This window comes from Marinococcus sp. LNHM3E3-2.2 (assembly GCF_056034385.1).
This window is the reverse complement of the sequence record NZ_JBQLIC010000002.1, coordinates 431167-443557: the sequence shown is the minus strand read 5'-3', so window position 1 is coordinate 443557 and position 12391 is coordinate 431167. Positions and strand designations below refer to the sequence as shown.

Annotated in this window: 12 protein-coding genes; 6 read left to right on the top strand and 6 right to left on the bottom strand. The window is 47.9% G+C overall.

Annotation, left to right across the window (positions count from 1 at the left end; genetic code table 11):
- Positions 1-46 precede the first annotated feature (46 nt).
- The gene (locus tag ACTRXF_RS04785) at positions 47-1216 is read right to left on the bottom strand and encodes an ROK family transcriptional regulator (protein ID WP_474262291.1); all 1170 of its coding nucleotides are present in this window, start codon (positions 1214-1216) and stop codon (positions 47-49) included.
- A 134-nt stretch (positions 1217-1350) separates the two neighbouring features.
- On the opposite strand from ACTRXF_RS04785, the gene ACTRXF_RS04780 reads away from it, so the two are divergent.
- The 4 genes from ACTRXF_RS04780 (at position 1351) to ACTRXF_RS04765 (ending at position 4353) form a co-directional block, all read left to right on the top strand.
- Complete coding sequence (locus ACTRXF_RS04780; RefSeq protein ID WP_474278059.1) at positions 1351-2247, top strand: LysR family transcriptional regulator; 897 nt, start codon at positions 1351-1353, stop codon at positions 2245-2247.
- A 99-nt stretch (positions 2248-2346) separates the two neighbouring features.
- Entirely contained in the window at positions 2347-2898 is a 552-nt protein-coding gene (locus tag ACTRXF_RS04775) for an acyl-CoA thioesterase (RefSeq protein WP_474262293.1), read from the top strand.
- The gene (locus ACTRXF_RS04770; protein ID WP_474278057.1) at positions 2882-3247 is read left to right on the top strand and encodes a hypothetical protein; all 366 of its coding nucleotides are present in this window, start codon (positions 2882-2884) and stop codon (positions 3245-3247) included. Before ACTRXF_RS04775 ends, ACTRXF_RS04770 begins: the two co-directional genes overlap by 17 nt.
- Positions 3248-3420: 173 nt before the next feature.
- Positions 3421-4353: an LCP family glycopolymer transferase gene (locus ACTRXF_RS04765; RefSeq protein WP_474262295.1), complete on the top strand. Its 933-nt coding sequence runs from the start codon at positions 3421-3423 to the stop codon at positions 4351-4353.
- Between the two features lie 34 nt (positions 4354-4387).
- On the opposite strand, the gene ACTRXF_RS04760 is transcribed toward ACTRXF_RS04765, so the two are convergent.
- The 4 genes from ACTRXF_RS04760 to ACTRXF_RS04745 form a co-directional block, all read right to left on the bottom strand.
- The gene (locus ACTRXF_RS04760; RefSeq protein WP_474278055.1) at positions 4388-5170 is read right to left on the bottom strand and encodes a CpsB/CapC family capsule biosynthesis tyrosine phosphatase; all 783 of its coding nucleotides are present in this window, start codon (positions 5168-5170) and stop codon (positions 4388-4390) included.
- A 199-nt stretch (positions 5171-5369) separates the two neighbouring features.
- A complete protein-coding gene (locus ACTRXF_RS04755) occupies positions 5370-6338 on the bottom strand; it encodes a C40 family peptidase (RefSeq protein WP_474278053.1) in 969 nt (322 codons plus the stop codon).
- A 394-nt stretch (positions 6339-6732) separates the two neighbouring features.
- Positions 6733-7374 carry a hypothetical protein gene (locus ACTRXF_RS04750; RefSeq protein ID WP_474262298.1) on the bottom strand — a complete coding sequence of 214 codons (642 nt, stop codon included), beginning with the start codon at positions 7372-7374 and terminating at the stop codon, positions 6733-6735.
- 348 nt (positions 7375-7722) lie between these two features.
- Positions 7723-8529 carry a histidinol-phosphatase gene (locus ACTRXF_RS04745; RefSeq protein WP_474278125.1) on the bottom strand — a complete coding sequence of 269 codons (807 nt, stop codon included), beginning with the start codon at positions 8527-8529 and terminating at the stop codon, positions 7723-7725.
- Between the two features lie 250 nt (positions 8530-8779).
- On the opposite strand from ACTRXF_RS04745, the gene nagE reads away from it, so the two are divergent.
- Together nagE and ACTRXF_RS04735 are read left to right on the top strand one after the other, a co-directional pair.
- Positions 8780-10162 carry an N-acetylglucosamine-specific PTS transporter subunit IIBC gene (gene nagE / locus ACTRXF_RS04740; RefSeq protein WP_474278123.1) on the top strand — a complete coding sequence of 461 codons (1383 nt, stop codon included), beginning with the start codon at positions 8780-8782 and terminating at the stop codon, positions 10160-10162.
- 85 nt (positions 10163-10247) lie between these two features.
- Positions 10248-10976 (top strand): SIS domain-containing protein, encoded by a 729-nt coding sequence (locus ACTRXF_RS04735; protein WP_474278051.1) that lies wholly within the window; start codon positions 10248-10250, stop codon positions 10974-10976.
- A 12-nt stretch (positions 10977-10988) separates the two neighbouring features.
- On the opposite strand, the gene ACTRXF_RS04730 is transcribed toward ACTRXF_RS04735, so the two are convergent.
- On the bottom strand, positions 10989-12353 hold the full coding sequence (locus ACTRXF_RS04730) for an MATE family efflux transporter (RefSeq protein ID WP_474278049.1): 1365 nt from the start codon (positions 12351-12353) through the stop codon (positions 10989-10991).
- Positions 12354-12391: the final 38 nt, after the last annotated feature.

The window sequence follows — 12391 nt, the reverse complement described above, 5'->3', positions numbered from 1 at the left end:
TTTTAAAACGGTTTTAATAAGTAAGTAAAAGCTAAAGGCTGCAACACTAATGCAGCATTTGCTTTAAGATCAGCGAAGCGGCGCCCATAGCTTCCGCTTCCCAGCCAAATGTTGAAGATATGAATTTCATCGCATTTGCCGTTTCAGGGTAAACGCATTCCTTCACTACCTTTTCCGCTTCTTTGGCAAAGTCCGGTACAGCCGTGATCAACCTGCCGCCAATCACAACCAGTTCCGGGTTCAGAAAATTGACTTTGTCTGCAATGGCACAGCCGACGTCCTCCATGCTTTCCTGGATAATTTCCCGGGCCAGCGGGTCTTCTTTTGCGTAGCAGTCAATGAATTGGTCTATGGAATTTAAATTATTGGGCAGCGATGTTGATTCGCCTTGATGTATTCGCTCTCTGGCTTCTTTCATAATAGGAAGAATAGAGTATAAAGATTTGCCAGTCGCGTTATTTTTCGGACGAAGCCGGCTGCTGTCAAAGCCTACCTCTCCTGCCAGGTGGCTAGCTCCTCGAAAGAGCTGGCCGTTTATAATATAGCTGCTTCCTATCCCAAAATCGATCATAAAATAAAGAACATTTTCTGCTTCCCGCGCCCGGCCGTAATGCCATTCGCCGAGCAGCATACAGTTTGCATCTTTTTCCAGGATGACATCTGTTTCAAACGCTGTTTCAAATAAAGAAACAATCTGGACGTTTCTCCATAAAGGCAAATGAGGCGGCGATAAGATAATTCCTTCTGACGCGTTGATCGGCCCTGGCGAACTGATTCCTATGCCCGCCATTTCCTTCAATTGAAATTCCGGGGCAGCTGTAATTTTTTTCAGCTCATTTATCACTCTCCCGAGTACGGCTTCAGGGTCTTCCTCTAACGAAAAAGAATTTGTTTTCCGGTAAACTATCTCCCCCTTTAAAGTAGTTATCACAAGCGTGACCTCTTCAACGGAAATGCTTACACCAACCAGATAGTGCCATTCAGCATCCAGGGTATATAATGTCGGTTTTCTTCCGCCGTTGGACAGCGCCTGCCCCGCTTCCTGCAGCAGTCGTGCTTTTTCCAAATCAACTAAAATATTACCGACGGAAGCTACGGTTAAGCCTGTCGTTTTGGCCATTTCCTGCTGTGTCATCGGCATTTCACTGCGATGAAGCAATTCAAATATACGCCTGCGATTTGCTGTTTTTAACATATTTGCGTTTGTTACTGTCATGATAGCCACCTATACTTTTTAAAATTGTTTTAATAAGTAATTAAATGTTAACGCTTTCATTTTAGAAAGTCAACATTTTCTTTTTTGACATGACTCTATTACAATAAAATCATCTGAATCATTGGAGTGATCGCATGGACTACCGCCAGCTCGTTTATTTTATGGAAGCTGCCCGGCTCGAAAGCATCACGCGCGCCGCTGAACACCTGTACGTCACCCAACCGACAATCAGCAAGATGCTGCGGCAGCTCGAGGAGGAATGGGGAGTAACGCTGTTCGACCGTTCGCGTAAAAAACTGACTCTTACCGATGCCGGCGCTGTCATGCTCGAGCAGGCCAAAAAAATACGTCACGCCTATCACGGTCTTGAGCACGAGCTCGATGCCCTCCGCGGCTTGAAGCGCGGGCAGCTCCGCATCGGCCTGCCGCCGATCTTAAGCTCCTCCTTTTTCACCCGGGTGATCGCTCCATTTCACGAAAAGTATCCGGAGATCACCCTGCATCTTGAAGAAAACGGCTCAAAAAAAATTGAAGAGGCTCTGTTGCACGGCGATCTCGATGTTGGCGCCGTAGTCCTGCCTACCGAGGAATCGCTTTTTCATACGCACCCGTTCGTCGACGAACCGCTCCAGGTCGTGCTTCCTGCCCGTCACGCGCTTGCGGCTCAGGCATCTGTCGGACTTGCCGAGCTTAGCAGAGAGCGTTTTTTGCTGTTTAACCAGGATTTCTCTTTGCGCCAGCAGATTATTACTGCCTGCCGGGACATTGGATTTATGCCTGATATTCTTTCGGAAAGTTCGCAGTGGGATTTTATCGAGAAAATGGTCGTGAGCGGCCTCGGCATCACTCTCCTGCCTGAAAGTATCTGCCGGGAGCTTGGCGGCGAGGTTGTTATCCGGCCGCTTGCCGGGGAGGCGCTCCGCTGGAAGCTCGGCCTCATCTGGCACCGCGAGCATTACCTTTCGTTTATCGCTAAGGAGTGGCTCGATTTTTCCATTCCGGTGCTTTCCAAAATGAAGCAGGAGGATTAATGCATATACCATAGATGAAAGTTATGATAATCATATTAATCATTCATTTTTATTATGGGCATGTGTGGAGTATCCTTATAAATGAAAGGAGACTTCACTATGCAGTCACGGAAAATGCGTGAAAGCCGTATCGTCAACACGGACCAGGTACTGCTGAACGATTTAAATAACTACAATTCCCTTTTTGGCGGTGTTCTGATGAAAAAACTCGACAGCTGCGCCACGCTGTCGGCCCGCCGGCATTCCCGCGCGAAGGAATGCGTTACCGCTTCGACCGATTCCATCGATTTTCTTTGCTCGATTTTCCAGACGGATTCGGTTTGCATTGAATCATTCGTTTCCTATACCGGCACAAGCTCAATGGAAATCTTCTGCAAGGTCATCGCTGAAGATATGATGAGCGGGGAACGCCGGATTGCAGCTACTGCCTTTTTAACCTTTGTCGCTCTTGGCGACCACGGTAAACCAGTGCCGGTCCCGGATATTATTCCGGAAACTGAGGAAGAAAAAACGCTGTTTGAAACCGGCCAGGACCGCGAGATTGACCGGAAGCAACACCGGCAGAAAAGCAAGGAACTCGCGAAGTTCATTACCCTGGAAAAACCATGGGATGAACACGAGGAGGGCATGCAGTATGATCACGTTAACTAGTATCCAGACGCTCCGGAGCGTCGATGAAGAACGCTGCGCATTGAAGCAAAGCAACGAAGAGCTGTATACGCTGTGGACCCATGCGGTTCAGCTGACCCGGAAGCTTCAGCTCCGCTATCAAAGTCTCTGTGCGCTGCTTCAGCCGGCAGAAGAACTGCCGCCAGACGTCCAGGCGCTGCCGAATTCTGTGCGCAGTCTTTATATAGAAGAAGTGCAGAAACTTCGCAGACAGGCGAACGATGAACAGCTGCAGCAGTTTATTCAGACGCTTTCCTTTGAAGAGCAGGAAGCCTTCTGTGCGCTGACCGCCGGGGCTACGCCGGAATCCATTAAGGGATTGAACAAATAACGAAACGAATCCAGACAATTATATTGTCTGGATTTTTTTGTAACTTCCTGGCATTTAAGGCGACTATTATTTGTGGCAAATATCATATAATTACAGCCTATTGAACTATTGCTGAATTAACTATAAAATAAAGCAATACTACATAACCAGGCAGACAGGAGAAATGAACACATATGAAAAAAGCATTACTTATTATTGGCGGGCTGTTTCTCGCGCTCCTTATCGCAGTTGGCATTTACGCCTGGTATCTCTACGATTCCGTGGCAGATACCGCAGAAAATATTAACGAAGGCGATGACCGCCAAAGTGACCTTCGCGACGCGGATGTGGATATGGATACGAGCGAGCCGATTTCCATTCTGCTCATGGGCGTCGACGCCCGAAACGGAAGTACTTCCGGACGTACGGATACAATGATTGTGGCGACCGTGAATCCTGAAACTGAATCGACTAAAATGGTCAGCATACCTCGTGACACGTACACGGAAATGGTTGGGCGCGGCACAAAAGATAAAATTACGCATGCGTACGCGTTTGGCGGTGCCGATATGGCCATGAATACAGTAGAAAACTTTTTGAATGTGCCGATTGACTACTATGCGACCATCAATTTCGAAGGATTTGAGGATATGGTGGATGCGGTCGGCGGCGTTACGGTAGAAAACGATTTTGAATTCAGCGACGATGGATACGACTTCCCCGAAGGTGAAATCGAAATGGACGGGGAAAAGGCACTCACTTACGTGCGCATGAGAAAAGAAGATCCACGCGGTGACCTCGGGCGCAACGAACGCCAGCGCCAGGTGATTGAAGCTATTGCGAACAAGGGGCAGAGTGTTACTTCCATTACACGTATCGGCGACTATCTTGATGTCGTGGAAGAAAATGTGCGCACGAACATGACCTTCGATGATATGAAGGATCTGCGCTCGAATTACTTCAGCGCACGGAACGATATTGAAAATATCAATTTTGAAAATGGACAGGACCGGACCATTGACGGTATTTACTACATGGAACAGGACCCGGCCGAAGTACAGGAAATCTCGAACATGCTGCGGGATCATCTCGAGCTTGAAGACGGCGAAGAAGCTCCCGCAGAATAACGAAAACGGTGCCCTCCACAGAGGACACCGTTTTTTATTTGGCTTTGGAGCGGTTTGGCATGAACCATCTCCGCTTTTCTTTTAAGGAAAACGGCTCTTCCGTACTGACATAACGGTTATCCAGCACGCAGGTCCCGTTGTCTTTGATCATTTCAGCGTAATCCCTTCCAGCGAGCTTTTCAATACTGTCGAAAGCGGCTTCCATGGAGAGGCCTCCATCAAAGGAATCGATGGTTACATTCGCCACAATATTTATCCACCGGTACTGGATCATTTTCTCTGCCAGTTGTCTCTCCGGCTTCGGCGCCGATTTGCTGAAGCTCTCCGCGTTCACCTGCGCAAGTGATCCATTTTTAATCAATCGGTACAGCTCTTCGGGGTGCTCCTGGAATCCCGGTTCTTTTTCCGGTTCTGCCAGGATCGGCATGTAACCTTCCATACGCAATTCATGTAAATGCGCGTGCATTTCGTGGTAGGAAAGTTCTTCGCTCCAGTCTACAAGCACGTACCGGCTGCCGTTTAGCGTTAATGCTTCTTCCGTTTTTAATTCATTTACCAGTGTATTAGTCAGTCGTACGCACTGACCTGGATGAATACGGAGAGCTCCCAACTCACCGCGCCACTGCTTTTGAAACTGTTCAATTAAAAATGGAATCGTGTCTCCCGGGCGTTTTTCGTTACCATGCCATTGTTTCGGAGCAACAATAATATCTTTCATTCCTGCCTGGTTGTACTCTTCGAGTAATTGCCTGACATTATGTTCTTTCTCCGCCGTTTCGTCTTCATCATTTAAGATGTAGCTGTTAATGTCAATCAATTCTTCCACTCCTTTGGTTTGTTACCCGTATTATTTCTTCGGCATGGAAAACGACTAAGTTATCTAAGTATAGCACACAACCTCTCAAACAAAGTAAAAATATCTTAGTCTTACACCCTGCGCCAACTGCTACTTTTATCACAAAAAAGAGGCTGAAAGCAATTACTCTGCTTTTCAGCCTCACGGTTATTTATGTTGTTTAAAAGCGGCCCGCTCCAATATAACGGGATTTCCAGTAGGAGCTGTTCATATCGGAAATAGTGACGCCGGTCGAAGCACCGGCATGGAGAAACTTGCCGTTTCCAACGTAGAAGCCCATGTGCGACGGACCGGTTCTTGTTTCGTAAAATACTGCATCACCTACGCTTGGATTCGACACCCTCGATACCTGCGTCCACATCTGTGCGACTGTCCGTTTCGTTGTGACGCCGTGCTGCTTCATGACGTACTGCACGAAACCGCTGCAGTCAAAGCCGCTCGTAGAGGTGCCGCCCCACACGTACGGGGTGCCAATATACTGTTTGCCAGTTTCCACTACTGCAGAGGAAGATCCTGTTGATACTCCGGCTACCGTACTGCTTGAACTGGAGGAAGAGCTCGAACTGCCGGAAGAGGCTGTTACATTACTTTTTAATGCCTTCTGTGTAACTGGTCCCACAACTCCATCCACGCCAATACCCGCTGTGCGCTGGAAGTCTTTGACGGCAGCTGCCGTCACCGGACCGAATACCCCGTCCACAGAGCTGTTATAAAATCCTTTGCTTTTGAGCGTACTTTGCAGGCTTCTTACTTCACTGCCGCGGTCGCCCTGACGGAGTCTTGAAGAAACGCTTGAGCTGGAGGAACCCGAAGAATTCGAAGATACTTTGGAGGAAGAGCTGCTGCCGCCAAGGTTCATTTTACTGAACGTAATTGGCCCGGCCACGCCGTCCACGCCAATGCTCTTGGAACGCTGGAATGATTTTAGCGAGCCTGCTGTTACTGGTCCGAACACCCCGTCAATTGCTCCGGTGTGAAAGCCTTCGCTTTTAAGGTACTCCTGCAGTTCTTTTACATCTGAATTCCGGTGACCTACTTTTAACGTCTGGTCTCCAAGCGCCGCATCCGCGACAGTCGGTGTTGCAAGAAGTCCTGCTGCCAGAGCAGCGCTGAATAAGAATTTTTTCATTATGTTTTCGCCTGTAAAGTCTCTTAATATCCGGAGTGTGTATGTTGTGGTTCTAAAGTTTCAGAATGAAACACTTGATAGAAATATATGTAATAAAAGGGATATTTTTTATTATTAAGAGTTTAAGACGATCACACCTCCTGTTATTTTATTTTTAAATTATTTAATATGTTTTTTCCGTTTTATAAGCTATTCGTATTATATGTTGGAGATTAAACTAATTCAATAGAACGATCACTTTTGTTACACAACTGTAATTTTGCACACAAATCCGTAACTTTATTGATGATTTTAGACCTACTTAAAACTTTATGCCCGTTATAATAGACTTAGTAAAATAAAAAAGCTTCTTCCGCCTGAAATCCAGCGGAAGAAGCTCTTCTTTAACTTTATATTACATTTGTAGTATTCTATGTTCTTTAATATAGTCGATGATCTCTTCAACGCTGATATCGTCTGCCAGAATGTATCTGCTGCGCTGATGCACTTCCGGTTTTTCAAGAATATCAAGCTTTACGCAATAGCGGAAAAGAAGTGTTATGAACTGGCGCAGCGTGGAGGCCTGATAGGTGGACTTTTCTTTCAGTGAATCCCCGAAGGCTTCAAAGTAATCCTTGGAGGAAAAAGGAGATTTATTTTCCCAGGAGACCAGGTTCTGCAAAAATGTCCGGAAAAAATCAACGCTTACGGCATACGTCTGCGGTGCTTTTTTGAATTTCAGCAGCCCTTCTTCTTCAATATAGTATAAAAGGAGCGTCTCCCGGCCCCGTCCTGCAGAAATATTGTTTCCGTTCATCCGGGGCTGCTCTCTAAAGGAGACTGTGGGAGCGGACAAGTCGACCAATCCGTTTTCCCCGGAAGCTGCAGCCTCTGCGCTGCTTCGTTCCGGATAAGTGACGTCCTCTCCTGCGATAAAGGCCTCCATCCGCTCGAGGTTGCGCATATGGTTTACGGCCTGCTCGGCGCGATCGTAGTTATGCTCCTGAATCGCCTCGTACAGAATTTCCTGTAACTGTTCTTCATACTTTGCTGGCATTAAGGGTAAATCTCCTTTCTTCAGTGACGGGCTCCGTAATATTAATCGTTTTTGCCTCTGTATAGAAATTGATTCATTTAGCTGTACAGGTGCAAAAATAACTAAACATTTGAATTATACTTAATACATTTTTTCATATTGGCGTCCCGGCGTCTATACTTTCCTACTGTATAATTATAAATTACACACGAAACCTCTTCTATCGTACGTTATTCTTCTACTACTTTCATCGGTCTTCATTCTCGATATTTACAGCGGTCTTTATTAATATCGCTACATTAACGTAAAAAAGCCGGAAAAAAGCGTACATTCACTCTTCTCCAGCTTACATATATAAATTTATATAGTTTACAGATTCACGTCCATCGGGCGGCGCTTCCGAAAAAACCTCCAGGAACGATAGCCGATCTGTTTCAGGCGCTGCTGTACTTCTTCCAGGTCGTCCCCGATTCTCTCCGGCACGTGCGCATCGGAGCCGAACGTAACCGGAACGTTGTAATACAGGGCGCGTTCGAGCATTTCATCCGAGGGATACCAGCCTCCGCAGTATTTGGTTTTGCCGGAGGTGTTAATTTCAATGGCTGTGCCTTTCTCCCCGATTATCTGGAGCGTCTTCTCCACTTCCGGAGTATCGATCTCTGCCGCATAGGGAAAATAACCCTTTAAGGCATCGATATGGCCCAGAATATCAAACATGCCGCTTTTGGCGGAAAGCGCAATCTGGCGGTAATATTCTTCCTTTACCTGCCGGATATCCGCATCATCCATACCTTCCCACCTTGAGGTATCGAAAATATTGACGCCGTTTACAAAATGAACCGATCCGATCACATAATCCATTGGATACCTTTCGTACTGCTTCCGGTAGGGAGTTTCCTTATCCGGGAAATAGTCGGATTCCACGCCGATCAGTACTTCAATATCGTTTATGTATTTTTCCTTCAGCAGACGGATTTCCTCAATATACGCAGGGAATTCTCCCCTGGCCATCGTAATGCGTGGATACGGCTGCTCTTCTGTACTAGCAAAAAATGGGGAATGGTCGGAAATACCGATTACGTCGAGCTTTTTTCGGATCGCTTCCTGAATGTAATCCTCGATTGTGCCTTCTGCATGCCCGCAGCGGTCGTGATGGTTATGAAGGTCAAATTTCACTTTTATCACCTTTTCTTTTTCTTTTTATCGTATCATGCCTGAGTTAAAAATCTATTGAGAAAATGGTATAGACATCTATATATAATGTGTTACTATGTTTGTAAGCGTTACCTTATAGATGTCGTCAGATTCTTTAACAGAGTTTTTAAATTTTTAAGAAAATTGGTATAGACATCTATAACTAAAATAAGGTACATTTTCATCATACATTATATTAAAGGGGGATCTACTTATGCTTGGAAACATTCAAATCATGGGCAAGTTCCAGAAGCTCGGGCGCTCGCTGATGCTTCCGATCGCAGCCCTTCCGGCTGCAGCTCTTATTCTTCGTTTTGGCCAGGATGACCTGCTCGGCATAGCCTTTGTCGCAAGCGCCGGCCAGTTCATTTTCGACAACCTGGCCCTACTGTTTGCAGTTGGCCTGGCAATTGGTTTTTCCAGGGACGGAAGCGGCGCTGCCGCACTTGCAGGCGTGGTTGGCTATCTGATTCTGGACGGTGGACTTACAGGCATTGACGAAAATATCGATATGGGGGTGCTTGGCGGCATTATCGCAGGGATTACGGCCGGACTTTTATATAACCGCTTTTATAACATACAGCTGCCGCAGTTCCTCGGCTTCTTTGGAGGCAGGCGGTTCGTACCTATTATCACCGCCGTTACGATGCTTTTATTTGCGTTTATCTTTGGCTATGTATGGCCGCCGGTGCAAAGCGGCATTGACCAGGTTACCGGCGTAATGACGGATACGGGAGCCGCCGGAGCCGGGATTTATGGATTCTTGAACCGTCTCCTGATTCCAACTGGGCTCCACCATATTATCAATACATTTATCTGGTTCGATTTTGGTTCCTTCCAGGGCTATAACGGTGAATTAACCCGCTTCTTCAACGGGGATCCGGACGCTGGTGCATACACAGCCGGATTCTTCCCAATTATGATGTTCGGTCTTCCAGGTGCCTGCCTGGCAATGATTCTGGCAGCAAAGCCGGAGCGCCGCAAAGAAGTAGCCGGTATGCTCGGCAGCCTGGCACTCACTTCATTTTTGACCGGTATTACGGAACCAATTGAATTTACATTTATGTTCCTTTCCCCGCTGCTTTATGTAGTACACGCACTGATGACCGGACTTGCGATGATGATTACGTTCGAGCTTGGCATATTAAACGGCTTCGGGTTCTCTGCCGGGTTCATTGACTATTTGATTAACTTCGGCATCGCGACCAAGCCTGTGCTGCTGCTCGGGATAGGGCTGATATTCGGTATTCTTTACTTCATCGTCTTCTCGGCGCTTATCCGTCTGCTGAATATTAAAACCCCGGGCCGCGAGGACGAAGAAACGGTCACGACAGCGAATGCAAACAGTGGCGATGACAAATATGAATCGCTCGCCAAAAATTACGTAGCTGCCCTCGGAGGGTATTCCAATATTCAATCGATCGATAACTGCGTGACGAGGCTGCGGCTTCAAATGAATGACATGGACGAAGTTGATGAAGACAAGCTAAAGCAAAACGGGGCACGTGGTGTAGTAAAAGTAGATAAAACCAACCTGCAGGTTATTATTGGCACTGAGGTGGAATTTGTCGCAGACGCTATGCGCACCCAGCATCCTGATTCCAAGGCAGAATAATCATTGCCCCCGTTTCAAAGACGGGGGCTTTTTCTCTGCCTGAAAACAGGTATACTTTTATCGTGAAGAAAGGATGATACGTATTATGATAGAGAAATATTTTTCCAGTATCCGCCAGCAGCTGAGCGCTGTGGAAAAACAGGAACACAGCCAGATGGAGGCGTGTGCTGAAGCGATCGCCAATACGCTTGAGCAGGACGGGGTCATACATCTATTCGGATGTGGGCATTCACACCTTCTTTCGCTCGAAGTCTACTACCGGGCCGGCGGCCTCGTTCCGATCCACCCCATTCTTCATGAACCGGTGATGCTTCACGAAGGGGCTCTGCGCTCCTCCGAGCTTGAGCGTACAAACGATTACGCCTCTACGTTTTTAGCCAACGAAAATATTCAGCCGGAGGACACCGTGATCGTTATTTCCACCTCCGGAAGAAACCCTGTACCGATCGATGTCGCCCTACACGCCAAAAAAGCCGGCGCTGCAGTCGCCGGCCTGACCTCGGTTGCTTATTCTTCGGGTCAACCCTCCCGTCATAAAGACGGATTCAGGCTGATGAATGTCGTCGATATCGTCCTCGATAACCATGCGCCGCCCGGAGATGCACTGCTGACGCACCCGGATCTCACAACTCCTTTTGCTTCAAGCTCTACAGCGATAGGAACCGCTATGCTGCAGGCAGCTATTGCCCGTGCGATTGAAATAACGGCGGACCGGGGGAAAACGCCGCCTATTTTTACGAGCGGCAATGCTGACGGCGGGGATGACCAAAACGAACAATGGCTGCAGAAATACCGTCACCGGCTTGGGTTTTAAAGAAAGCGGGTACTAAGAGACACCAAAGCCTCCTTCGTGTCTTTTCACCACTACTTTCAGCCGGATGAAAAATCCGATTGCGGCACTCGTCAGCCCGACAGTGATGCCGAGCCAGAGGCCAAACGGCCCGAGCGGCGTCGTGACAGCAAGCAGGTACCCGGCCGGCAGCCCGAGTGCCCAGTAGGAGACGAGCGCCGTGAAAAATGGCACGGTCACATCTTTATAGCCCCGGAGCACCCCCTGAAGCGAGGCCTGGGCGGCATCTGAAATCTGATAGACAATCGCGAACAGGAAAAACTGGGCAGCAAGCTGCACAACTTCTTCATTGGTCGTATAAATATAGGCGATCGGCTCGCGCAGCAGAAATATACCAATAGAGGCTACACCAAGGATACCCATGGCTGCCGCCACCCCGAGGCGTGTATAAGCCTTCGCACCCTCAAGATAGCCACCGCCCACCTCATACGCCACCACAATCGTCAAAGCGATGGAAATACTTAAAGGCACCATAAAGATCAGAGACGTGAAGCTGAGCGCCACCTGGTGGGCAGCGACTGTAACTGTGCTGAACAGCGACGCCATTAAAAGACTCACTGCCGAAAAAATACTCGATTCAAAAAACAGCGACATCCCCATCGGCACACCGATCCGCAGCTGTTCCCTCCACGACTGCCAGGACGGCCTGTACCAATCCAGAAAAATGCGGAACTTCCTCATCGCCGGGATCCGGAACGTCATTATGATGCTGAACGCAAAAATGATCCAATAGGAAATCGCCGTCGCGTAGCCTGCTCCGATACCGCCGAGCTCCGGAAAGCCAAATTTGCCAAAAATTAATACGTAATTAAAGAACGCATTAAACGGAAGCGTACCGAGCATGATCACCATCGTAATCCGCGTATGGCCCTGGGCATCAAAAAAGTTCCGGAGCACGATCGATAAAAAGAACGGAATAATTCCAAAGGCGAGACCAATCAAATAATGGGCCGCAATCCGTTCAACACCCGGTTCGAGCGACATAAAAGAAAGAGCCGGGCTTAACGCCGCCGCTCCGAGCGTAATAACAAGAATCCCGAAAAGTACGCCAAGGTAAAGTCCCTGCGTAATCGTTCCGGCAATCTTTCTCCCTTCCCCGGCCCCCAGCTGCTGGGAGACGATCGGTGTGATGGCGAGCAGGATGCCATTCACCGCTGTAAATACCGGCATCCACAGATTAGCCCCAATCGCCACACCCGCCAGATCGTCCGTTCCAGCCCGTCCGGACATGATTGTGTCTATTAAATTCATGCCAAAATAGCTCAGCTGTGTAATCAAAATGGGTACTAAAATAACCATAAACAGCCGCAGCTTCTCTTTTATCGTTTCTGCGTGATACATAACTTTGCCTCCTGCTGACATATCCCGTCTGTTCTGCT

Coding starts and splice junctions, on each gene's coding strand:
- ACTRXF_RS04785 (WP_474262291.1), bottom strand. CDS start 1,216: ATGACAGTAACAAACGCAAATATGTTAAAAACAGCAAATCGCAGGCGT.
- ACTRXF_RS04780 (WP_474278059.1), top strand. CDS start 1,351: ATGGACTACCGCCAGCTCGTTTATTTTATGGAAGCTGCCCGGCTCGAA.
- ACTRXF_RS04775 (WP_474262293.1), top strand. CDS start 2,347: ATGCAGTCACGGAAAATGCGTGAAAGCCGTATCGTCAACACGGACCAG.
- ACTRXF_RS04770 (WP_474278057.1), top strand. CDS start 2,882: ATGATCACGTTAACTAGTATCCAGACGCTCCGGAGCGTCGATGAAGAA.
- ACTRXF_RS04765 (WP_474262295.1), top strand. CDS start 3,421: ATGAAAAAAGCATTACTTATTATTGGCGGGCTGTTTCTCGCGCTCCTT.
- ACTRXF_RS04755 (WP_474278053.1), bottom strand. CDS start 6,338: ATGAAAAAATTCTTATTCAGCGCTGCTCTGGCAGCAGGACTTCTTGCA.
- ACTRXF_RS04750 (WP_474262298.1), bottom strand. CDS start 7,374: ATGCCAGCAAAGTATGAAGAACAGTTACAGGAAATTCTGTACGAGGCG.
- ACTRXF_RS04735 (WP_474278051.1), top strand. CDS start 10,248: ATGATAGAGAAATATTTTTCCAGTATCCGCCAGCAGCTGAGCGCTGTG.
- ACTRXF_RS04730 (WP_474278049.1), bottom strand. CDS start 12,353: ATGTATCACGCAGAAACGATAAAAGAGAAGCTGCGGCTGTTTATGGTT.